This is a genomic window from Streptomyces sp. BBFR51 (assembly GCF_044591655.1).
In the GTDB taxonomy this organism is placed as follows: domain Bacteria; phylum Actinomycetota; class Actinomycetes; order Streptomycetales; family Streptomycetaceae; genus Streptomyces.
The window spans coordinates 4,894,227-4,915,873 of sequence record NZ_CP172448.1 but is presented as its reverse complement, the minus strand read 5'-3'; the positions used below and the strand labels follow the sequence as shown (position 1 = coordinate 4,915,873).

General features: G+C 68.8%; 19 protein-coding genes. 8 read left to right on the top strand and 11 right to left on the bottom strand.

The annotated features are described in order from the left end of the window. Window positions 1–417 precede the first annotated feature (417 nt). Complete coding sequence (locus ACGH7X_RS22510) at window positions 418–2,778, top strand: tetratricopeptide repeat protein (RefSeq protein WP_399887318.1); 2,361 nt, start codon at window positions 418–420, stop codon at window positions 2,776–2,778. Between the two features lie 753 nt (window positions 2,779–3,531). Here the strand turns inward: ACGH7X_RS22510 and ACGH7X_RS22505 are convergent. Then, window positions 3,532–3,873 (bottom strand): hypothetical protein, encoded by a 342-nt coding sequence (locus ACGH7X_RS22505; protein WP_399887316.1) that lies wholly within the window; start codon window positions 3,871–3,873, stop codon window positions 3,532–3,534. A gap of 293 nt (window positions 3,874–4,166) precedes the next feature. On the opposite strand from ACGH7X_RS22505, the gene ACGH7X_RS22500 reads away from it, so the two are divergent. The 3 genes from ACGH7X_RS22500 to ACGH7X_RS22490 are packed head-to-tail and all read left to right on the top strand — an operon-like array spanning window position 4,167 to window position 6,275. Continuing rightward, the gene (locus tag ACGH7X_RS22500; RefSeq protein ID WP_399897243.1) at window positions 4,167–4,838 is read left to right on the top strand and encodes a hypothetical protein; all 672 of its coding nucleotides are present in this window, start codon (window positions 4,167–4,169) and stop codon (window positions 4,836–4,838) included. 26 nt (window positions 4,839–4,864) lie between these two features. Continuing rightward, entirely contained in the window at window positions 4,865–5,914 is a 1,050-nt protein-coding gene (locus ACGH7X_RS22495) for a hypothetical protein (RefSeq protein WP_399897240.1), read from the top strand. 55 nt (window positions 5,915–5,969) lie between these two features. Then, the gene (locus ACGH7X_RS22490) at window positions 5,970–6,275 is read left to right on the top strand and encodes a hypothetical protein (protein ID WP_399887314.1); all 306 of its coding nucleotides are present in this window, start codon (window positions 5,970–5,972) and stop codon (window positions 6,273–6,275) included. A 24-nt stretch (window positions 6,276–6,299) separates the two neighbouring features. Here ACGH7X_RS22490 and ACGH7X_RS22485 read toward each other — a convergent pair whose 3' ends face one another. Next, the gene (locus ACGH7X_RS22485) at window positions 6,300–7,058 is read right to left on the bottom strand and encodes a hypothetical protein (protein ID WP_399887312.1); all 759 of its coding nucleotides are present in this window, start codon (window positions 7,056–7,058) and stop codon (window positions 6,300–6,302) included. Continuing rightward, window positions 7,055–8,419, bottom strand: a complete 1,365-nt coding sequence (locus ACGH7X_RS22480; RefSeq protein WP_399887311.1) for a putative T7SS-secreted protein — start codon at window positions 8,417–8,419, stop codon at window positions 7,055–7,057. Before ACGH7X_RS22480 ends, ACGH7X_RS22485 begins: the two co-directional genes overlap by 4 nt. A 171-nt stretch (window positions 8,420–8,590) precedes the next feature. Here ACGH7X_RS22480 and ACGH7X_RS22475 point away from each other — a divergent pair, with 171 nt between their 5' ends. Next, window positions 8,591–9,196: a hypothetical protein gene (locus ACGH7X_RS22475; protein WP_399887309.1), complete on the top strand. Its 606-nt coding sequence runs from the start codon at window positions 8,591–8,593 to the stop codon at window positions 9,194–9,196. Between the two features lie 171 nt (window positions 9,197–9,367). On the opposite strand, the gene ACGH7X_RS22470 is transcribed toward ACGH7X_RS22475, so the two are convergent. The 6 genes from ACGH7X_RS22470 to ACGH7X_RS22445 form a co-directional block, all read right to left on the bottom strand. Beyond that, window positions 9,368–9,592, bottom strand: coding sequence for a hypothetical protein (locus tag ACGH7X_RS22470; RefSeq protein WP_399887307.1), 225 nt, complete (start codon window positions 9,590–9,592; stop codon window positions 9,368–9,370). A gap of 102 nt (window positions 9,593–9,694) precedes the next feature. Continuing rightward, entirely contained in the window at window positions 9,695–10,273 is a 579-nt protein-coding gene (locus ACGH7X_RS22465) for a hypothetical protein (RefSeq protein ID WP_399887305.1), read from the bottom strand. Then, window positions 10,270–10,938: a hypothetical protein gene (locus ACGH7X_RS22460; protein WP_399887303.1), complete on the bottom strand. Its 669-nt coding sequence runs from the start codon at window positions 10,936–10,938 to the stop codon at window positions 10,270–10,272. Before ACGH7X_RS22460 ends, ACGH7X_RS22465 begins: the two co-directional genes overlap by 4 nt. Then, on the bottom strand, window positions 10,928–11,518 hold the full coding sequence (locus tag ACGH7X_RS22455; RefSeq protein WP_399887301.1) for a hypothetical protein: 591 nt from the start codon (window positions 11,516–11,518) through the stop codon (window positions 10,928–10,930). The genes ACGH7X_RS22460 and ACGH7X_RS22455 overlap by 11 nt, the downstream gene beginning before the upstream one ends. A 29-nt stretch (window positions 11,519–11,547) precedes the next feature. After that, window positions 11,548–12,789 (bottom strand): putative T7SS-secreted protein, encoded by a 1,242-nt coding sequence (locus ACGH7X_RS22450; protein ID WP_399887299.1) that lies wholly within the window; start codon window positions 12,787–12,789, stop codon window positions 11,548–11,550. After that, the gene (locus tag ACGH7X_RS22445; RefSeq protein ID WP_399887297.1) at window positions 12,786–13,097 is read right to left on the bottom strand and encodes a WXG100 family type VII secretion target; all 312 of its coding nucleotides are present in this window, start codon (window positions 13,095–13,097) and stop codon (window positions 12,786–12,788) included. Before ACGH7X_RS22445 ends, ACGH7X_RS22450 begins: the two co-directional genes overlap by 4 nt. Before the next feature lie 169 nt (window positions 13,098–13,266). On the opposite strand from ACGH7X_RS22445, the gene ACGH7X_RS22440 reads away from it, so the two are divergent. Continuing rightward, a complete protein-coding gene (locus ACGH7X_RS22440; RefSeq protein WP_399887295.1) occupies window positions 13,267–13,923 on the top strand; it encodes a hypothetical protein in 657 nt (218 codons plus the stop codon). A gap of 82 nt (window positions 13,924–14,005) precedes the next feature. Here the strand turns inward: ACGH7X_RS22440 and ACGH7X_RS22435 are convergent, their stop codons facing one another. Beyond that, complete coding sequence (locus ACGH7X_RS22435) at window positions 14,006–14,308, bottom strand: WXG100 family type VII secretion target (protein WP_016326975.1); 303 nt, start codon at window positions 14,306–14,308, stop codon at window positions 14,006–14,008. 286 nt (window positions 14,309–14,594) lie between these two features. Here ACGH7X_RS22435 and ACGH7X_RS22430 point away from each other — a divergent pair, with 286 nt between their 5' ends. Beyond that, complete coding sequence (locus ACGH7X_RS22430; protein ID WP_399887293.1) at window positions 14,595–19,187, top strand: FtsK/SpoIIIE domain-containing protein; 4,593 nt, start codon at window positions 14,595–14,597, stop codon at window positions 19,185–19,187. 4 nt (window positions 19,188–19,191) lie between these two features. Beyond that, window positions 19,192–19,797, top strand: a complete 606-nt coding sequence (locus ACGH7X_RS22425) for a hypothetical protein (RefSeq protein ID WP_399887291.1) — start codon at window positions 19,192–19,194, stop codon at window positions 19,795–19,797. On the opposite strand, the gene ACGH7X_RS22420 is transcribed toward ACGH7X_RS22425, so the two are convergent. After that, complete coding sequence (locus ACGH7X_RS22420) at window positions 19,790–21,586, bottom strand: serine/threonine-protein kinase (protein ID WP_399887289.1); 1,797 nt, start codon at window positions 21,584–21,586, stop codon at window positions 19,790–19,792. The two genes, ACGH7X_RS22425 and ACGH7X_RS22420, sit on opposite strands and share 8 nt — an antisense overlap. Between the last annotated feature and the right edge of the window lie 61 nt (window positions 21,587–21,647).

Here is a 21,647-nt window from a genome sequence, read left to right as displayed (position 1 = left end):
CGGCCCCCTGCTCGCTCACCCCGCACAGCGTTACTCATCTGCAACTTCGCACCGGTGGAACCCCCTTGAGCGCGGGCCGCCAAGCAGTCACTCCCACTGTGCTCACGCGAATGGAAAACGGCCAGGGCCGGGCACCGTCCGCGTGCTGTTCGTCACGGTGCACCCATGAGCCCTGCACGATTCACTCACGCGGGAGCGGGCGGCGCTTGCCATGGCCTTCGCCCGGATCGGCGACGGCGGATACGCAGACAGACTGGAGAGGCGCAAATGGGCCTACTACCGGTGCGGGGAGCAGACCGACGCGCTATTGGCCGACACCGCCAACGCGTCTATCGTGCCCCCGACGGGCGCATCGGGGCTCGGCCGGCGCGGCGCACCGGGTCGCCGGGAAGCCGCCGTCCACCGGGGGGATGAGGCATGAGACGGGGGCGGGGAGCGGCAGGTGCCGGAGCCGGTGCTCTGCTGGGCGGGGTGCTCGCACCGCTGACCGAGCACCTTGGTTCGTCGCTCACCGACGGAGCGACCGTGCAGCCCTGGGCCGCCTGGTCTTTGTTCGTCCTGCTGTGTGTGCTGGGCGGAGTGCTCGGCACGTTCCTTCCCCCGAGCGGTGCCACCACCGCGGACGCCCCGCCTCCGCTCGCCCCCGGGCCCGTCGAACCGGTCGCCGCCGCGACGACCACCTCTCTGCGCCCGCCCCGTATCGAACGGCGCCTGCGCGGCCGGGAGGCGGAACTGGAGCGGCTCACCGCCCTGCTGCGCGACCCGGCAAAGAAGTTTGCGGTCGTCTGCGGGGTGGGCGGCGTGGGCAAGACCACGCTGGCCGCCGCCGTGGCCGCACGGGCCGACGCCGAGGGCTGGTCGGTCTTCTGGACCCGGTGGCGCGACCCTGGCACGACCGCCGACGACCTGGTCAGGGTCGCGATGGCCTGCGGGATGCCCGAGGAGGATGTACGGGCGGCCCGGTCCGGTCGCGACAGCCTCCCGGACGCCGTGTGGCGGTACCTGGCAGGGCGCCGAAAGTGGCTCGTGGTCCTCGACAACGCCGACGAGACCGAACGCCTGGGCGGCCCAGACGACCCGGTCGCCCACTACCGAGGCTGGGTCCGACCGGATGGCCGCGGGCTGCTGCTGGTGACCAGCCGCGACACCAGCGCGCAGACCTGGGGGCCGGCTGCCGACATCCTGCGGCTCGGCCCCCTCGACACCGCGTCCGGTGGCCGGGTCCTGCTGGACTCGGCACCCGGCGCGGGCAGTCACGAGGAGGCCAAGGCGCTCGCCGGCCGACTCGGCGGCCTGCCCCTCGCGCTCCAGGCCGCCAGTCGCTACGTGGGGGCCGCCACGAGCCGTCACCGTGACTTCGCCGCCTACCGGGAGGCCCTGGACCGGGAGGCGGAGCTGCTCGTCGGCACGGACCCCTCGCATGCGCGCGATCCGGCCGTGGCGCGCACGTTCTTGCGCCACACCTGGGAACTGTCCCTTGACCAGCTCGACAGCGAGGGCCTGCCACTGGCCCGCCCCCTGCTGCGGCAACTGGCCCTCTACGGGCCCGCCGCGATACCGCCCGTACTCATCACTCCCCGTCTGATGACCACGGCCGTGGGCCGTTCAGTGAGCGCCGGGGAGGTCGACGGCGCCCTCACCGCGCTGGAGCGCTACGGGCTACTCGGTACCGAATCCGAGGTGCCGGGCTCCGTTCTGCTCCATCCTCTGGTGCGCGAGATGAGTGCCCTGGCCCTGCGGTCGGACCGCGGCGCGGACCTCGACCGCTGTGTCCGCGCCCGGGCGCACGCCCTCTCCACGGCGGTGACCGGATTGCCGGAGGGGCTGCCAGGCTGGCCGACGGCCCGGCTGCTGGCTCGGCACGCGCCGCTGCTGCTGTCCGCGCCACGGACCGTCCCACTCACGGAGGCGGCAGCGGTCGTCGACCGGCTCGGGGACGTGCTCGGCGACTCGGGTGACTACGCTCTACAACGCGTGGTCCGCCAGGCCGTGCTCGACCGGCGCGAACAGGAGTTGGGGGTGGACCACCCCGACACGCTCCTGTCGCGCAACCACGTCACCAACAGCGTGCTGAGTCTCGGGCACCATGCCCAGGCGCTCGCCGCCCACCGAACGGTGCTGGCCGCCCGCGAGCGTGTACTCGGCCCCCGCCACCCCGACACCCTGGTGAGCCGGAACAACGTGGGTTTCGTCTGCGAGCTGCTTGGTGACTACGAGGAGGCCGAGGCGCTGCACGAGCACACCCTGGCCGACCGGCTCACGGTTCTGGGCCCCGACCACCGGCACACCCTGGTCAGCAGGCAGAATCTCGCCAACGCCATCGACGGCCGGGGCAACCACCTGCTGGCCGTCACCCTGCACCGGGAGATCCTCGCCGACCGGCTCCGACTCCTGGGACCGGACCACCGGGACACCCTCGCCAGCCGGAGCCATGTCGCCGAGTCGCTGAGCCGGTGCGGCGAACACACCCGCGCGCTGGAACTGCACGGACGAGTACTGGCCGACCGTATGCGCGTCATGGGCCCCGACCACCCCTACACGCTGCTCAGTGGTCATCAGCTCGCCGGGGCGCTTCGCGACGCGGGTGACCACGCCGATGCGGCGGACCGCTACGAACAGGTGCTCGCCCAGCGGCGGCGGGTGCTGGGCCCCGACCACCCCGACACTCGGGCCACCGAGCAGGGGCTCGCGCTCTGCCAGGCGGAGCAGGAGGCCCGAGACCGGGCAGCGGCATCCCGGGGGAGCGGGCGACGGGGCCGTGTCAGGACCCGACGATGAGCACACGGTGAGCGCCCGCGGCACGGCTCGGTCGCGCGTTCGCCTTTCCGGCGTGACGGACAGGCCATGGCGAGCCCGTCGGCCTCGATCCGGTCCGCGTACTGGTGCCGGCGCCGCTCCTGCCGTTCGTGGTGGCGGGGCCGTGAGAGTGCGGCTGGGGCGGTGGGTGAGTCTGCAGACCGTGGAGATACCGAAGGGGGCGTTCGGGTGAGGGGAGAGGCCCGACCCGGCATGCCTACCGCTGCCGAGCGGCGCGACTCTTCCCCTTGCCCTTCTTGCGCAGCTTCCGCAGGTGTTCACGCTCTCGAGCACGGCGCTCTTCGAGGACGGCGCGCCGCCGGCGGTAGCTGAGCCATCCCACTGCGGCCACGCAGCCGACGTACACGAGGAGCGCGGGGCCCGCCCCGGGGACGTACGAGCAACCTGGCTCCGGCAGCCACGTAGCACCCACCGCGGGCAACCCCGCCCAACACCCTGGACGCCATGCCCGAGCCGGTCGCTGTCCGGCTCTCGAACCTCTTCGCCATGGCACCGCCCCACCCGAGGAGGGTGACCACCCCAAGGACACCCCCGATACCCCAAGACCCTCCGGGCAGGTCGTACAGCATGGGCGCACTCGCGCGTGCGGCCCACCGCGAAAGTCCGAAGACGCAGACGAGCACCGCGGCTCCGACCACGACGGACAGCACCAACCCGATGCCGTCGCGCACCCGGAACCGAGGGTCGCGAGCCGTCGCCTCCACCGCGCCCCGCTCACGCCCCGTCATACGCCCGATCCCACCGGCTCTGACGCACGCCGCCCCACGTGCCCATCACGACGGCCGCCCCGAAAAGCGCCGCGAGGAGCACTACGTCAGAGCTGGCGCGCCCGACATCGGGACTCGCGACGCCTTCGGGGTCATACCGCACGCGCAGCTCGTCGCCCTTCGACACCGAGTCCCGGCAGCCGTCGCCTTCCGACAGCGAGGGTGAGATGTTCTGTCCGTCAACGGTGCGCAGTTCGCAGTGGTTGGTACTGCTGTAGTCCGCACTGACGACCACCGCGTCGGCCCACACGCCCCGGTCCGCCAGGGCAGCCGTGCCCCCGGCGGCCATGCCGAGGGAACCCCATGGCCATTCCGGCGATCAGCGGCACGACGGGCCCCAGCCAGGAACAGCCCCAACGAGCCGCCGGCGCACACGAGGCTGAACACCAGCCACCGCACCACGTCGGATCTGACCCGCGTCCCAAATATGACGTCAGCCACGTGGCTCCCCACCCCTCACTGGCTCCCTGGTCGACCAGGGCACCGTAACGATGCCTGACGCAGTTCACTCTGGCGAAACCAGCAACCCCGCGGATACCGTCAGTAGCCTTGACCGCACTTCTGTCTCACGGGGAGTTCACTGTGAAGCGCCGCTCTTTGCCCGTTGCTGCCGCGCTCGCCGCCTCAGCAGCCCTGCTGCTGACGGCCTGCGGGGGCGGGGACGACAAGTCCAGCGACAACGACAAGATCGCGGGGGCCGACCAGGGAACGGAGACACCGAAGGAGTCGGCGAAGCCCTCGGGCGCACCGACGGAGGACAAGCCGGACGGCGTGGACGTGTCACTTCCCAAGGACATGAACCTGGTCTTCGACTGGAACAAGCCGAAGAACGCGAACGAAGCGGCCGCCATGGACGACGCGGCCAACTTCTTCCGGGCCATCTATCGGGGCGTCGACAAGCGCACGACCAAGGACGCCGCCGTGGCGGCATACTCGACGGGCGGTGGGCTGAAGTACGCCCAAACGCAGATCGAGGCCTGGGTCGAGGGTGGTTGGACCGCCACGGGCACTCTTCGCCACTACGACGTCACCACGCGGTCTGCCGAGAACGGCACATCCGTGGAGGTGGCGTTCTGCGCCGACTCCAGCAAGTTCTACGGCAAAGAGATCAAGACCAACAAGGTCCTCACCACCAAGCCCAGCATCGAGGACTTCGACTACTACAAGCTCATCATGGTCAAGTACCCCACGTCTGATGAGCTGTGGCAGGCATCCAAGGTCTTCGTCGAGACAAAGGCGGCAAAGTGCCAGTGAGGTCATCACTACGCACAACTGTCGGCATCACGACACTGACGTTCGCCCTCAGCGCTCTCTTTCTCACTGCGCCTGCCTACGCGGCGAAGCCAGTCGGCTCTGACAATGGCGCTGAAACGGAGCAGGAAGGCGGAGCTGACGAAACCGGCATCCACGCTGCCGCCCGCATCCAGTACTCCGGATCCGTCGCCCCGAAGGGCGGCACGGGGAACGTAACGTCCAGCAATGTCAACTGGACCCCGCCGCCCTGCTGGTACGCCCCCTACCTCGGCGCCAAGGACTTCAAGAAGAAGATGTCCGCCGACATCGAGGAGGCCGCGAGCGCACCTGGTATGACAGGGACTCCTGCCGCGGCGATCGGTGAGACGAAGCGGCATTACGAGGACGACTACGGCTGGGAGGACACGCCGGGCTACAAGGACTACAACGTCGCCAAGGACGGCGAGGGGATGTTCTGGGCCGGCGTCGAGAATCCCAACGAACCGGACTTCCTCAAGCGGAACTCCTGCACCGACCTCCCCTTCTGGGTCGACAACGGCGAGGCCCCGCCGCCCCAGTACGAGGAGGCCATCACTCCGGAGATACTCGCCGCCCTCGCCTACCAGCACATGGAGCTTCCCGGCACCGAGGTCACTCTCGCCCCCGCGCAGACCACGAAGGTGAACCTGCCGACCTGGGCCTGGCTCGACAAGGCCGACTTCCACGAGGTCCAGGCCACGGCGGCCATCAACGTCCCCGGCTTCGCCCTCCAGGCCACGACCACCGCCAAGCCGGTGTCCCTCAGGCTGGAGCCGGGCACCGAGGACGCCCAGACCTATCCGGCGTCCGGCGAGTGCACGATCAACGACGACGGCTCCATCGGCGAGCCCTACGCCAAGGGCAAGGCCGACCGGACCCCGCCCTGCGGCATCAAGTACCTCCGTTCGTCCGGAGACGGCACCTTCGACCTCCAGGCCACCATCACCTGGGAGATCGCCTGGACCGGCACCGGCGGCGCGGGCGGCGACCTGCCCGACGGGACCTTCGAGAACGCGCAGGCCATCACCGTTCAGGAGATCCAGTCCGTCAACCGATGAGCCGGGGGTACGCTCAGGTACCCGTGCTCATCGAGAGGGGAAGAGGTGGGCCAGGTTGTCCTTCCTGCGGTTCGCAAGTGATGAGGTCCTTGGGATGGCCGGAACGCTGGAGACCAGTGGCGGCCAGATGAAATCCGCGTCGAAGGAGATGAAGCACGCCGACTCCAAGCAGGTCGGGCACAGCGGTCTGGAGTCCGCGTGCGACGACTTCGCGGACTCCTGGGATTACGGCTTCGGCCAGTTGTCGAAGCTGACCAAGGGCGTTTCCAAATTCGCCAAGAAGTCCTCGGAGGAGTTCACCAAGCTCGATCAGAAGCTGTACGACGAGCTGAAGAAGAAGCAGAACGAGGGTAAGAAGTAACTCGGTGGGCTTCACGACTCGACTTCAGCGATTGCCGTTGTCCACCTCGAAGGTGAAGGTCCGGCCGATCTGGGCGAGCCGCCCGCAGTACGAGTCGAGCAGGAACACCGAGGGCGTGGAGATCGTCACGTAGACGCAGTAGTCACGTGGCGCGGGGACGATCAGCTGGAGTGAAGCCACCGGCAAGGTCGGGCGTATCACCTCGCCGTCGTCGCCGGAGTCGGCGCCGTCCATGACCCCGCTCTCGGCGACGAAGCTCGCGGGCAGGGTGAGCAGACGCAACGAAGCGGACATCACAGCCGGGCCGGAGGGCAGTTTGACCGCCAGGAGCATGTCCTGTCGCCCCTGCACGCCCTTGCCCAGGTCGAAGTCGAGCTCCTGCAACCCGCTCTCGTCGGAGAAGAACCTGTGGTGCTTCGCCCGGTAGATACCCTCGGCCGTCAGAAGCCGGTCGTGGTGCTCGCTCGGCTTCACGGTGACGGCGAGCAGGCCCATGGACAGCCGTTCCTCGCCCGAGACGTCCTCGGTGCCCAGGCACATCGCCGTCAGGTCGACGGTGTCCTCGCCACCCGCGGAGAGCCCCGGCAGCGTGGCTCGCATCTGTTCCGAGGCCGAGGCCAACTGCTCGTCGTCGGCATCCGGGACGAGTCTCTTGAGCGCCTCTTCCCAGCCCTCGGCAGCGGTGGGGTCGGGCAGCCGCACGAATTCGTCGGGGACCGTGTACTGGAACGCGTAGGGAACCTGACGGGCGGCGGCGGCGTCGTCGATCGGTGTTCGTGTCATGCCGCGGTCCCGAAGTTGCCGGGTTGCAGGCCCTTGGTGAAGCTGTCGCCGGCCGAGGTGAGTGTGGTGCTGCTGTCGAACCGGGGGCCCAGCGGACCCGGTGCCATCGTCTTCGGCTCGTTGTCCGGTGCCTCGTAGTCGACGAAGCCGGCTCCGGGACCGACGACGGGTATGTCGGAGATGTTCCAGTCGCCGTCCAGCCATCGGCCGTCATTGGTGTTGGAGCCGAACGCGAAGCCCGCGCCGGTCACCGTACCCACGACGTCGAGAGTCCTGCCCGTGGCGACGTGCACCCAGCCCTTGCCCGCCGTGGCGAACCCACGCAGCGAGCTCGCCATACCGCTGGGAATCTTCGCGATGTTGCCCCACCCGCCGGGCCCGATCCTGCCGAGCGTCGCCATGATTCCCTGCGAGGCACGCAGGGAGCGTCCGGACTGCACCAGCGCCCGTCCGGCCTGGGCCAGCTTCGCCCCGCCGAGCGAGGCACCGCCCGCGACCACGCCGAGCGCGTCCCAGGCCAGGGTCTGCCACGTGACGCCCTCCGCGCCGCCGGCCATCGCGGCACCGTGGGCGGCCAGCGCGCCGACACCGACGATGAAACCGATGAGCCCCAGCGCCCCCACGCCGGTGCCCAGCATCAGGGCGACGAGGCACACCACGCCGATGACCATGGCGATGTCGGCGAGGATGTCGCCGACGAGCTTCCAGAAGTTGGGGTCGCTGAGGACATTCCAGGCGTCGGACAGGAATTCGGTGAAACCGTCCACGAGGTCGTCGAACCAGCCGGGCTCGGGCGGGGCGTCGTCCGCGGCCTGCTTGACCGTACGTGCCGTCGTGTCCGCCGCGGTGACGTACTCCGCGTGCAGGGTGTGCGCCCGTCCCCGCACGGCCTCCAGCTCACCGTTCGCCGAGTCGTAGGCCGCCTCCTTGCCCTTCTTGTCCTTGTCGTGCTCTTCCTTCTCCTTGTCCGTCATCCGGGACGTGTCGTCGGGCAGGCCGTCCAAGGTGCCTTTGGCCGTACTCACTTTCCGGGCCGCGGCTGCCGCCTCCTCCTCCAGGGAGCGAGCCCGCGACTGGAACCCGTCCAGGCTCGTCTCCCAGTTGGACAGCGCCCGGTGGGCGGAACCGACCGAGTCGAGGGCCTTCTTCAGGTAGGGCGGGATCTTGTCGACGGACTTCGCGAACGCGTCGGCGGCCTTGCCCGTCCAGATGCCGTCGGAGGTACCGATCTTGCTGAGCTGCGTGTGCGCCGTGCCGCTTTCGCGGCTGACCCGGCCGATCGCACCCACCATCAACCGCACCGTCTCCAGGTCTCCCGGAGCCGGGTCGAATCCCAGATTGGGGTACTTGGACGAACCCACTGCTGTCCCCCTGCGTATCGAACTGTGTGTCGAGTGCCTCCCGCGGCGGGGAGCTTGCCTGGCCCAGTGATAGGAAGCTATCCGTGGGGCGAGTGGTTCCGCCATCTCGCCGATCACACGGTAACGGCGTCCCGGCGTCGTGCTACGGCCCGGTCCCAGGAGGTTGGTTCGATGTTCCTGCAGCCCCAGCTCAGAGCACTGCTGCGGGACGGCTCTCAGGGGGCCGAACGGCATGACGCCCGCAATCTGCAACGTTCGTGGCGGAAATTCGCAGCTTTCGCCTACATCGCCGAACAGTACGGATACAGGTATGAGGGGCTGTCCCCGCTCTCCCCCAAGGGAAGCCCGAACCCGTACTTCGCCTTCCGCCGACTGCCGGACGCGCCGGAGCGAGCAGCCTGGAGCGCACAGCACTATCCCGCCGCCCCGGAAGGTGGGCAGCTTCCCGGCATGCGGCCCAAGGGCAACCGCTTGCGGCCACTGCCCGAGGTGCAGCACGAGGTGGATCTCCTGCACGCCCGCATCATGGTCGACTACAGCCGCACCCACAGGCGGCGAGGACTGACCGCTCTCCTGGTCATCCCGGTAATCATGCTCATTCCACTGTCCCAGACCGGGTTCAGTCCTCAGTCGCTACTCGTGTGCGCCGCTGTCTGGCTGTTCTTCGCCGCACTGTGGCTGGCGGGTCTGGGCATCGCGCGACGTCGGCACACGAAATACCGTCGCGTACTGCGCAACGCCGGGGTCGACTGGCCCCCGAATCCTTCACTCACCTAAGTCGCCCGAGGTACCTCGCCCGACGGTGAAGCGTCACGGCGAGACGAACAAGGTACAGGTAGAGGAAGAACAGCCGCATGCCTCCGGAGGACGACTCGTTAAGGTCAGCCAAAGAAATCAATTCCGGCCCACGCGTGAGATCTCAGGTCATCTGCACCCGCGATTTGCAGCTCAGCCTGCAACACGACCCGTCCAGGAACGTGATCGTAAAGTCATCGCCATCCTGAGATCCTTCGGCTCGACCACACTGATGTCGGCGCGAGGAGCCTGCAAGAGGAGTTCGTCGTCGATTGCTTCCAGATTTTTCCCGTCGTAAGGGAGCTCGACGACCAGCCATGACGGTCGCTCCAGTGACCCTTGCTGCACCTCTGAACAACCGGTGAGCGACAGTGTCACCGGTGGACGGAGGGGTGAAGGACGGGCCTTCCGGCCACCCCGGAAGCTCGTGCTGGATGTCGTTGCGCTCCGAGTCCCGGAACCAGGGCACCCCCTCCCTGGTCACCTGACCCATCGCAGAGAGCCCGCGACCGCGTCACACAACTGCTCCATCGGCGCGGACATCCCCGTCACGGGCGCCGAGAAGCAGAGCGTCAGGTAGCCAATCCCGCCAGGCATACAGACGTGGAAGTCAAGTGTCGTGTTGCCCAGCAGCCGCACGGCAGACCCTGCAGAGAGTTCGACCACCGACACCGCCCTTCGGTCCCGGCTGTCTGCCTGGCGCAACTCCAGCCATGCCGCGTACTTCTCCGGATCGGCCGGCGTCCTGCTCAGCGGCACCGATGAGACGAGGAGGGAAGCGGGCATACCTCCGTTCTCGGAGGTTGTCAGAAGAAAGAACTCCATCGCGCCTCGCGCCCGGCCGACTTCTGCGGTGTTGCGCAAGGTGGTCCACACGTTCCGTGTGAGCTCTGCGGAGACTTGCCTGCCTTGGATCTGCCGGTCTACGAAAGTCTTGAGCTGGGCGCGCCACCGGTCTCGCGTGAGGTCGATACGGAACCACTCGCGGGGAACAAGTAGTTTGTAGTCCTTCGGGATGCCTCCCGGTGGCGTGGCTTCGGTGCGTGGCGTTCCCTTCACCCTGGCATCACCAAGGGCGCTCCCTGATCGTCGAAGAGGCGGACGCTCTTGGTGACACCGGCAAACATGGCGGAGAACACGTCCCATCCTTCCGCCGTCGGTGTTCCCATCTCCAGTAGCAGAACAGTCCCATTGACCAATGGGATGTGGACCTGAATGAACGAGGTCCAGATCGGTTCGGGCCGACCCGATTGCGTCAGACTGGCGTCGACGTCAGCGGATCGATTGCCGACGCAGATCACGGCCGGCCCGCAGGGCAAGGGAACTTCCTCGATCTGCCCGAGTTCCAAGTGTCGCAGCGTGGAGGCTATGAAGCCCACGGGGTTGCTGCCGGCTCTGTCGTCCAGGTCCATGATGCTGACATTCACGGTAGCCGTGCAGCGAACTCCGTCGACCTCCGTCGTGACAAAGCCGGCGTACTGTACCCCAGCCTCAATGAAGTCATCATAATTCGCAGCACACATGGCAGCCCATTGCCGCTGCACTTCCTCGTCTGCGCCTGGGAGCGCCCGTTTGGCCAGCTCAACTATTCGATCGGCGAGTTCGTCCAAGTCGTCTGCCTCGAACGGCAACTCCAGGAAGCCTTCAGGCATGATCCAGCGAATCTCTATGCCACTGGCCTCCATCAGGCTGCGCCGGGTTTCGTCAACGGCGTCAGTGCTCATCCGGACCTTCGCTCTCAGACCGTGCGGCAGTGTCTACTTCTGGATGGAATCTCGCAGCGAAAGGATACGGTCCGTAATGCGGATAGTGTGCCGGAATCTCGGCTCCTCCTCGTCGCGCGATGTGGGCGATCTCCCGGTACCTTCGAGCTCTTGCCCGCAGGTTCTGGCGTATCGGATCACCCCAGTGGGCCATGGCGCTCCGCAGGAAAAAGAAGAGTTGGGTGCCCACGACGCCGGCTGCAACTGCGAAATAGGCGGTGCGGTTGGCAGCGGTCTCCCAGTACTGAACCACACCACCCCAGTACACGAAGGCCCCAAGGCCCACGAACGCCAGGGGAACACCGTGCACGAACCCTGCCCTGAACATGTCCTCTTCGTCGAGGTGTCGACTGCGCAGGAGTGCGAGCACGGCACCGTCGTCCAGGAAGTCGAATCGGAGCTCGTCCCGAGACTTCTCGGCAACTTCCCTGGCCTCCGGCACAGCAGCGATCACCGAACCGCCGACCAGAGTGACGACATCCCCGCCCCGGCGACCGATGAACTCCCACTCACCCAAGTCGCGATTTTCGCTCGTGTTCATTTTGTCTCCCTCACTGCTCCTCCAAGTCCCTAAGCAGCCAGGGCCGCCTTGAACGCCTTCGGCGAAACGCTCGGCGCGGGGCCTGGAGACGGCGACGGAGTGGGACCGGTGGCCGCTGGGGCCTGATAGCCCGTCTTACCGCCGTTCTCACCACTGAGCATTCTGTTCAAGGCGCTCGCGAGTCCGGTGCCCTTGATCACAGCCGTGATCTTCTTGCCGTCGATCAGTTCATTTCGTGCGGTTCTGCCGAGAACCTTGTTGACCAGCGATACGCTGACGCCGTTCAGAAAGTTGTGGCCAATTCCGTCGACCGCGGCAAGACCTTTGAACGACCCCCACGTCTTCAGCTTTCCAAACGCCTTGAGTTTCGCCAACCCCTTGAGGCCAGTGAGGGCCCGGAACCCCTTCAGCGCTCCAAGACCAGGCAGTACTCCGAGCGCATCGGCACCCAGTTTCAGCCAGTCCACCTTCCCGCCGCGCACGCTCATGTCGTAAGCATGGCCTGCAAGGGCGGCCGCACTGGTCAGTACGGCAAGGGCGGCGAAAATGGGGGCCAGGAACTGCAGGGGTGGGACGAAGGCACATATCACCGCGAGCACCGACAGGACGGCCGAGATGTTCGACAGCATGTCTGCCCAGTCCGCGAGGAAGTTCATGAATCCACCCGGATCCCGAACTGCATCATGATGGACGATATTCTTGATATGACGAGCAGCTTTGTCACCCGCGTCGTCGTAAATTTCTCGTGCGTCCTTCACGGCCTTTCGGGCGCTTCCGATGTCGTGTAGAGCGTCGGCCCGCTTCTTCACCCAGCGGTCGTATTCTTCCTTGTCCCCCGCCGGAATGTCACCAAGAGGGTGCTTATCAGTGAATTTCTTCACTTCTCGGTCGGCCAGGTCATGCTCTCCCTTGGCCTCGCGATAGTCGCTCAGCGCCTTGTCTGCCTTCCGCTGGGCGCGACGCATTTCACTTGCGAACTTGTCGGAACTACCCTCACTCGCGTCTTCACCGATGGCCTTGGCGGCCTCATCGTAGCGCTCGAAGGACTTCTTCAGCTTGTCTGCCGTACCATCGGCCAGTTCATGAAATCCCTTGCCGGCTTCACTGTCCCATCCCTCCACAGAAGCCAGCGCCTCGATAACCCGGGACTGTTCATCGATCATCTCGGCCATTTTGCGCAACTTGCGACCAAGTTCAGCCACTTCCTCCGGGTCACCCGGCGTCGGGTCGTCGTGCCACAGAGGAGGCCAGTCGGAGTCCGTCCTGCTCACTTCTTCCCCTTGCTCTTAGCTTTGGCGTCCCGGATGGCCTTTGCCAGTTCCTGATCTATTTTGTCATATGCCTTCGCAGCGGTGGCCGTGAACTCAGCCAGGGACTCGAGTTCCTTCATGAGTTTCTTCCGCGTCTTCTTCCAGGTGTCTCCGAATTCTTCGAAGGCATCCTTCAATCCGCCATGGCCTACCGCCTGCCCGTAGTCTTCTGCGGGGTTGCCATTCCGTTCGAACTCCCCGTGGATCTTGCCCAGATCACGTGAACATTTCTTGATCGTGGCGAGATCCGCCTTGATATGGTCCCCCATGAGCGCTTCCTCTCTGTGGTGATATCGTCGAAATACCCCAAGTATGGGTCCGATTGCGGGCCTTCCCACTGCTCGCGATGGCCCGGACCGGATACGCTCTCGTGAAAGTGGATACGTCCCGCGTAGAGCTTAAGGAGACCCTGCCGTGACATCCAGGAGCGAGCAGCGCGTGATAGCGGACCGCCTCGGTGTCCACGCCGAGGCCTGCGAGTGGTGCACGATCGACAAGGTCCCGCAACCGCCGACGGACGTGCTCGAGTCCGCAGGCAACCCCCGACTTCGCCCGGGAAGACTGCGGCCCCTGGGCATGGTCGGTGCTGCACTCGCCGTCTTGTTCACGCCCCTCGTACTGCTGTTGACACTTCTGTCCAATGCGGAGGAAGCGCTGAAGCGGGCGCTCGCCACAAAGGAGGAGAGGGAGCGGTTGCGGGCCAAGGACGAGGACGACAACCGCCGGGACACCATCACTGCCGAGCGGGGGTTCGACCAGGTCTTCGACGGAAACTGGCACGGCGGTGCCGGTCAGTTCCTGCTGCGTTGGTACAGCCACTCCACCCACCATCAGCGACTGATCCTCGCGACCGAGGACGGCATTGTCCTTGCAGCTCCGCCTCAGCGTGTCACCACAGGAAGGGAGAAGCGGATGCAGATCGTCGCTCGTCTCCCCGCCGCCGAAGCCATGCTGATAGACCCCTTCAATGGTGAGTTCGACACACGCATGGTCCTGATTCGTTTCCGGGACGGCTCCTGGCTGCGCCTCGACACGGAGGAGCCTCGCAGCAGTCTCCACGCCTATCTGCTCCGTCAGCCCCTGCCCGACAACTGACCCTCTCACCCGGCACTGATCGCCGACCTGACGGACGCCCGGCGCACGGGCCTGCGCCGTTGCACCGGGCGTCCGTGCGGCGCTACTTGCTCCGAGCCTGCTTCGCCAGCTCATCGTCGATCTGCTCGAACTTGTCGGCTGCCATGGTGAGGTAGTCGCCCATGCCGTCGAGGCCGTCGAGGGTGTCCTTGGCGCCGCGGGTGAACTCGTCGAAGTTGTCGTCGAAGGCCTTGGAGGAGGACTTCGTGACGTAGCCCGACTCGACCAGGTTCGCGATGTACTTGCGGAGGCCGTCGAGCTTCTCCTGGAGCTTTTCCTTCTCCTTCACGACATGCTTGGCGGCATCCCGCATGTCCTGATATGTGATGTCAAGGTCTTTGGGCATGAAGCCGCTTCCTCTCACAACGCCGCAGGGCCAACCCCCGTGGCTCCTCGTTTGCGGATCGAACCGGCGCACCGGTCACGCCGGTCGTGGGTAACAACCGGTGTGATCGTCCGCTCTTGAGGCAGCAGCTTACGGGGGAGGCCCTTGGTGTCACATCCCCGCATTGCCATCGGGAACGACCGGTCACCGCCCTGTTGCCGGACCGCGACACCCAGCGGATATCGTCGCCTGGACTGTGAACCGTGTTGTGGAAGCGGCCGCAGGGGCTCTCCTGGGGAGGACAAGCGTGCGACTGACTCTGACCGTCGTCGACCCGTACGGCGGGAACGCCGCCGACGTCGTGCTCGATGCCGATCCCGAGTCCACCGTCGGGGACATCGCCGAGGAGCTGGCCAAGCAGGTCGGTGTCGCGGGTGCGCAGGTCATTCCCATCGGGCATCAGCGTCAGGGGGCCGGGGGCGACGCGCCCCTCGTCTACGTCGACGGGTACGCCGTCGATCCGTCGGCCACCGTGATCGGGTCGCCGTTGCGCGAGGGTGCGGTCGTCAGTCTCCAGGATCCGTCGGGATGTCTGCCCGGGGAGCCCACCGGGCTCGTGGAGTTGCGGGTCGTCGGCGGTCCGGGCGCCGGGTTCGTGCACCGGCTCGGCGTCGGGAAGTACGACATCGGCAGCGGGCCCGCGTCGTACATCCGGATCGACGATCCCGAGGTGGACGCGCGCGCCCTCACCCTCTCCGTCGCCACCGACGGCACCTGCAAGGTCGCCGTGCATTGCGACAAGGACAAGGTCACCCTCGACGGCGAGTCCGTGAAGGAGCGGGACGGTGACGCATGGCCGCTGGGGGCGCAGATCGGCGTCGGGAACTCGCTCGTCGAGCTGGCCCGGTACACCGCTCCCAACGCCGCCCTGAAGTGGTCCGAGGACGGGGTCGGGCTGGACTACAACCGGCCGCCGCGGCTGCGTCCGCCCGAGCGGCAGACCAACTTCCGGCTGCCCTCTCCGCCCCGCGACTACGAGGCCCGGCCGCTGCCCTGGCTGATGGCGTTGACGCCGCTCGTCGGTGCCGTGGTCGCCGTGATGGTGTTCGGGCGCTGGTACTACCTGATCATGGCCGGTCTCAGCCCGATCCTCCTGTTCGCCAACTACTTCAACGACAAGAAGCACGGGCGCAAGTCCCACGCCAAGCAGGTCAAGGAGTACGAGGAGCAGAAGGCGCGCATCGAGAAGGACGCGCAGGACGCGCTGGTCGCCGAGCGCACCGACCGGCGGCAGGCCATACCCGACCCGGCGGTCGTGCTCTCCGTGGGGACCGGGCCGCGGACGCGGCTGTGGGAACGGCGGCGGACCGATCGTGATCATCTGCTGGTGCGGGTGGGGACGGGGCGACTGCCCTCCGAAGTCGTGCTCGACGACCCCGAGCAGGACGACCACCGCCGGCAGGTCACCTGGAAGATCGAGGACGCGCCCGTCGCGCTGTCGCTGCGCGGCCTCGGAGTCGTCGGCATCGCGGGGCCGGGGGACTCCGCCCGGTCGCTGGGGCGCTGGGCCGTCGCGCAGACCGCCGCGCTGCACAGCCCGATGGACGTGCAGTTCTATGTGCTGAGCGAGAACTCCGCGCAGGCCGAGTGGGACTGGGTGCGCTGGCTGCCGCACTCGCGGCCCCTCGGTGGCCAGGACGTCAACATCCTCATCGGCACCGACGCGGAGACCGTCGGCGCCCGCATCGGCGAGCTGACGCAGATCCTCGACGCCCGCAAGAAGGCCGCCGAGCAGAAGGGCAACAGCGCGCAGGGGTCGAGTTTCAGCGATCCGGACATCGTCGTCGTATGGGACGGGTCGCGGCGGCTGCGGTCGTTGCCGGGTGTCGTACGGCTGTTGCGTGAAGGTCCGGCCGTGTCCATGTTCGCCGTGTGTCTCGACGCCGAGGAGCGGTTCCTGCCGGGCGAGTGCCAGGCGTTCGTCGTCGCCGAGCCCAAGGCCGAGGAAACGGGGACGGGGACGGGGACGGGCGGGCCGGAGCAGAACGAGCAGCGGCAGGCGCAGCAGGTCGCCGGTGGGTTTCCGTCCTTCCAGGCCTGGCACACCGGTGCTCCCGCCGAACCCGAACAGCGGGCCGTCGCCGACCGGTTGCGGCTGCGCGTCGAGGAGGCGGGCGTCGAGCGCATCACGGACGTACGGCCCGACTTCGTCACGCCCGCCTGGTGTCTGCGGCTGGCGCGTGCGCTGTCCGCGCTGCGCGACATCAGCGGCGAGAGCGAGGACTCGGCACTGCCCGGCTCGAGCCGGCTCCTGGACGTGCTCCAGTTGGAGCCGCCGACGGCCGACGCGATCAGCGCGCGGTGGCGGATGGGCGGCCAGTCGACGATGGCCGTCATCGGCGAGTCGTACGACGGCCCCTTCGGCATCGACATGCGCAAGGACGGGCCGCACGGGCTGATCGCCGGTACGACCGGTTCCGGCAAGTCCGAGCTGCTGCAGACCATCGTGGCCGCGCTGGCCGTCGCGAACACGCCCGAGAACATGACCTTCGTCCTCGTCGACTACAAGGGCGGTTCGGCCTTCAAGGACTGCGTCAAGCTGCCGCACACCGTCGGCATGGTCACCGACCTCGACGCGCACCTCGTCGAGCGGGCCCTGGAGTCGCTGGGCGCCGAGCTGAAGCGGCGCGAGCACATCCTCGCCGCCGCCGACGCCAAGGACATCGAGGACTACCAGGATCTCGTGAGAAGGGATCCCTCGCATGCTCCGGTGCCTCGGCTGCTCATCGTCATCGACGAGTTCGCGTCCATGGTGCGCGACCTGCCCGACTTCGTCACCGGGCTCGTCAACATCGCCCAGCGAGGCCGTTCCCTCGGCATCCATCTGCTGCTCGCCACGCAGCGGCCCAGCGGTGTCGTGTCTCCCGAGATCCGCGCCAACACCAACCTCCGCATCGCGCTGCGCGTGACCGACGGCGGCGAGTCGTCCGACGTCATCGACGCACCCGAGGCCGGGCACATCTCCAAGAACACCCCGGGCCGCGCCTACGTCCGCCTCGGCCACTCCTCCCTGGTCCCCTTCCAGTCGGGCCGGGTGGGAGGCCGTCGGCCCGGTGCCGCCGACCCGGCCGCGCTCGCGCCCTGGGTCGGGCCGCTGAGCTGGGAGGACCTGGGCCGGTCGGCGCTGACCAAGCCGAAGACCGAGTCCCGCGAGGACGACGAGATCACCGACCTGAAGGTCCTGGTCGACGCGGTGCTCGACGCCAACCGCTCCCTCGCCATCCCCGCCCAGCACAGCCCCTGGCTGCCCGCGCTGGACGAGACGCTGCTGCTGGACGAGATCGAGGCCCCGGTCCTCGCCGGTGCCGCCCCGGGCAAGCTGCCGCCCGCCCCGTACGGCATCGAGGACCTGCCCTCCGACCAGGCCCGCCGCCCGGTCGTCGTCGACTTCGCGAGCTTCGGGCACCTGATGATCGGCGGCGCCCCGCGCAGCGGCCGCTCCCAGGTGCTGCGGACCATCGCGGGTTCGCTGGCCCGCACCCACTCCACCGCCGACGTCCACCTGTACGGCATCGACTGCGGCAACGGTGCCCTGAACGCGCTGACCCGGCTGCCGCACTGCGGCGCGGTCGTCGGCCGCAACCAGACCGAGCGGGTCATACGACTCGTCAACCGGCTCAAGGGCGAGCTGTCGCGCCGTCAGGACCTGCTGGCGGACGCCGGCTTCGCCGACATCGGCGAGCAGCGGGCCTCGGCGGCGCAGGACGAGCGGCTGCCGCACATCGTCGTCCTGCTGGACCGCTGGGAGGGCTGGGTGCCGACCCTCGGCGAGGTGGACCACGGCTCGCTGACCGACGCGTTGCAGACGATGATGCGCGAGGGTGCCAGCGTCGGCATCCACCTGGTCCTCACCGGCGACCGCACCCTCCTCGTCGGGCGCATCGCGACGCTCACCGAGGACAAGTACGGCCTGCGCCTGGCCGACCGCAGCGACTTCGCCTCCCTCGGCATCCCGTCCCGCAAGGTGCCGGAGGAGATCCCGCCGGGCCGCGCCTTCCGCAACGAAGCGGGTACGGAGACGCAGTTCGCGCTGCTCTCCGAGGACACCACCGGTCAGGGGCAGGCGGCGGCGATCACCGCGATCGGCGAGGCGGCCGCGGCCCGCGACGCCGAAGTCCCCCGCGCCCGGCGTCCGTTCCGCGTCGACAGCCTGCCCAGCCGGATCTCCTTCACCGAGGCCTGGGAGCTGCGCGACCCGGAGGCGTCCCGTTCCAAGCTGTGGGCGATGGTCGGCATCGGCGGCGACGAGATCGTCGGCTTCGGCCCCGACCTCGCCGACGGCGTCCCGGCGTTCGTCATCGCGGGGCCGGCCAAGTCGGGCCGCTCCACGGTGCTGATGAACATCGCGAACTCCTTGCTCGCCCAGGGCACCCGCCTCGTCGTCGCAGCGCCCCGCCAGTCGCCGCTGCGTCAACTGGACGGCTCGGAAGGCGTGCTGAAGGTCTTCACCGGCGACGACATCGACGAGGACGAGTTCGAGGAGCTGATCGACGAGGCCAGCCCTCAGGAGCCGATCGCCGTCCTGATCGACGACGGCGAGATCCTCGAGGACTGCGACGCCGAGAGCCAGATGAAGAAGATCGTCTCCCGGGGCTCCGAACGCGGCCTCGCCCTCGTCATCGCCGGTGACGAGGAGGACGTGTGCAGCGGCTTCTCCGGCTGGCAGGTCGACGCCAAGAAGGCCCGCCGCGGCATCCTGCTCTCCCCGCAGGAGTCCTCCAGCGGCGACCTCATCGGCCTGCGCGTCTCCCGCGGCATGGTCGGCGGCCAGGTCACGCCCGGCAAGGGCATGCTGCACCTCGGGGACGGGGAGCTGCGCACGGTCGTGGTCCCGGGCTGAGCCGGTGGCAGGCGGATCGGCGCGACCTGGACGGCGCAGGGCCGCCGGGCCCGCCCTGCGGTACGAGCACCGTCGGGACGGGCGGTCGTCCGCCCCGCGTTCCGGCACGCGCCGCCGGGACCGGGTGTTCGGCTGCCTGATGTTCCCCGCGTTCCTCGCCCTGATCCTGCCGCTGGTCCTCGTCGACATGCGCTGGGGTCACGAGGTCTGGGGCGACCTGGCGCCCGCGTGGCCGGGCGGCACGTACGCCTTCGGCGCCACCCTGGGCGCTCTGCTGCCCCTGCTCCTGGCCGCCCTCGTGGCGCCGCTGACCCGGATGAAGTGGCGGGCGAGCAGGCTCCGTTCGCTGGCCTGGGCCGTCGCCGCCCTTCCCGCCCTCGCGGCCGGCTGGCTGGTACTCGGGGTGATCGGCGCGACCTGGCGGCCGAAGGAGCATCAGGACTGGGACGGCGACTGCCACCGCGAGGGCGGGGCGTGCTGGGTGCACGAGCGGTTCCCGTACCTGTGGGCCGTCGGCCTGGCCGCCGCGGTCGCCGTGACCGCCGTACTGGTCGCGCTGCTCGTCCGCCGCGTCACGCGCGGCAAGACCGTGCCGGAACCCGCTACTTGACCTTCGACAGCCGCGCCTCGGGCCGCCCGGACTCCTCGCTCTCCGACGCGTAGTCGAGGTCGTCGCCGACCGGGGTGAAGGTGACGGTGGTGGGTGCGGGGTTGCAGCCGTCGTGGTTGCCCTCGGCGCCGACGGACGCGGCGACGATCTGCTTGCCCGTGACCTTCTTGAGCGTGATCACGTCCACGCAGACACCGCCCAGCGCGTCGGTCTGGCGGAGTTTGCCCAGCTCCTGGCCGACGTTCACCTGTTTCATCGTGATGCGGAAGGTGCCCAGCGGCAGCTTGCCGTCCAGGGCGGCGGCCTGCCCCTCCCAGGTGCCGACGTAGCGCGAGGGCAGGCTGCCGGAGGTGGCGGCGGGGGGCTCGTGGGAGGCGTCGCTGCCGCCCGCGTTGTTCGTGTCGTTGCCCGAGCCCGGAAGCAGGTCCAGGACGAACACCGACCCGACCGTCACCGCCGCCAGCGCTCCCGCCACCGCGAGCGCGACGGTGCAGCTGAGGCGCCGGCCGCGGCCCCCGGCGCCCTGGGTGGAGGTCGCCGCGACGGAGAGGGCGAGCCTGCCGGGCGGGTGCGCCGTGCCCGGTTCCGCACCCGGGTCGGCGTCCCTCGGGCCGGGGACGGACGAGGACGACGATGAGGGCGGGGTGGGCGTCGGCATCACCGGCGGGGGCCCGAAGGCGCCGGCGATGGGGGCCGACGCAGCACTGGGGGTGGGGGCTGCCGTCGCACCGGCAGTGGGGGCGGACGCCGCACCGGCGGTGGGGTCCGCCGCCGCACCGGCAGTGGGGTCCGCCGCCGCACCGGCAGTGGGGTCCGCCGCCCCGGCCTCGCCTGCCGCCGTGACCGACGGGCGGCTGAACCCCACGGGTCCCGATACCCCGGGCTCCGACTCCGCCGCCTCCAGGTTCAGCAGCTGTACGGCGCTCCGGCTGACCCGCTCCACCAGCGCCCCCGGCAGCCAGCCGCCGGTCACCAGCCGTGCCGCGCCCCCGGGTGCCAGGCGCCGGGCCACCTCGGCGGGGGCCGGGCGGGCGGCCGGGTCCTTCGCCAGGCAGGACGCGACCAGCGCGCGCAGCTCCCCGTCCAGGTCGTCGAGCCGGGGCTCCTCGTGGACGACCTTGTAGAGCAGCGCGGCCGAGGAGTCCCCGGGGAAGGGCGGCGCGCCCATCGCGGCGAAGGCCAGGACGGCGCCCAGGGAGAAGACGTCCGCCGCGCCGGTCACGCCCTTGCCGAGGATCTGCTCGGGCGACATGTAGCCGGGTGAGCCGATCGAGACGCCCGTCGAGGTCAGGGAGGCGGTGCCCTCGGTGGCGCGGGCGATGCCGAAGTCGATCAGGAGGGGGCCGTCGAGGGTCAGCAGCACGTTGGACGGCTTGACGTCTCGGTGGACGAGGCCCAGCTCGTGCACCGCGGCCAGCGCCTCGCCGAGGCCCGCGCCGAGCGCCCGTACCGAGTGGGCGGGCAGCGGGCCGCCGTCCGCGACGGCCGCCGTCAGGGACGGACCGGCCGCGTACGCCGTGGCCACCCACGGCACGCGCGCCTCGGGGTCGGCGTCCAGTACGGGCGCGGTCCAGGCGCCGCCCACCCGGCGCGCGGCGTCCACCTCGCGCCGGAACCGGGCCCGGAACTCCTCGTCCAGCGCGAAGTGCGGGTGCACGATCTTCACCGCGACCGTGCGACCGCCGGCGCTGCGCCCCAGGTAGACCCGGCCCATGCCGCCGGAGCCCAGCCGGCCGAGCAGCCGGTAGGGCCCCACGACGGTGGGTTCGTCGACTTCGAGCGGCCGCATGGCGTCCACCCCTCCCCCGTACGCCGGTACCTGCCAGCAGGGTAGTGGGCCGCCCCGTGCG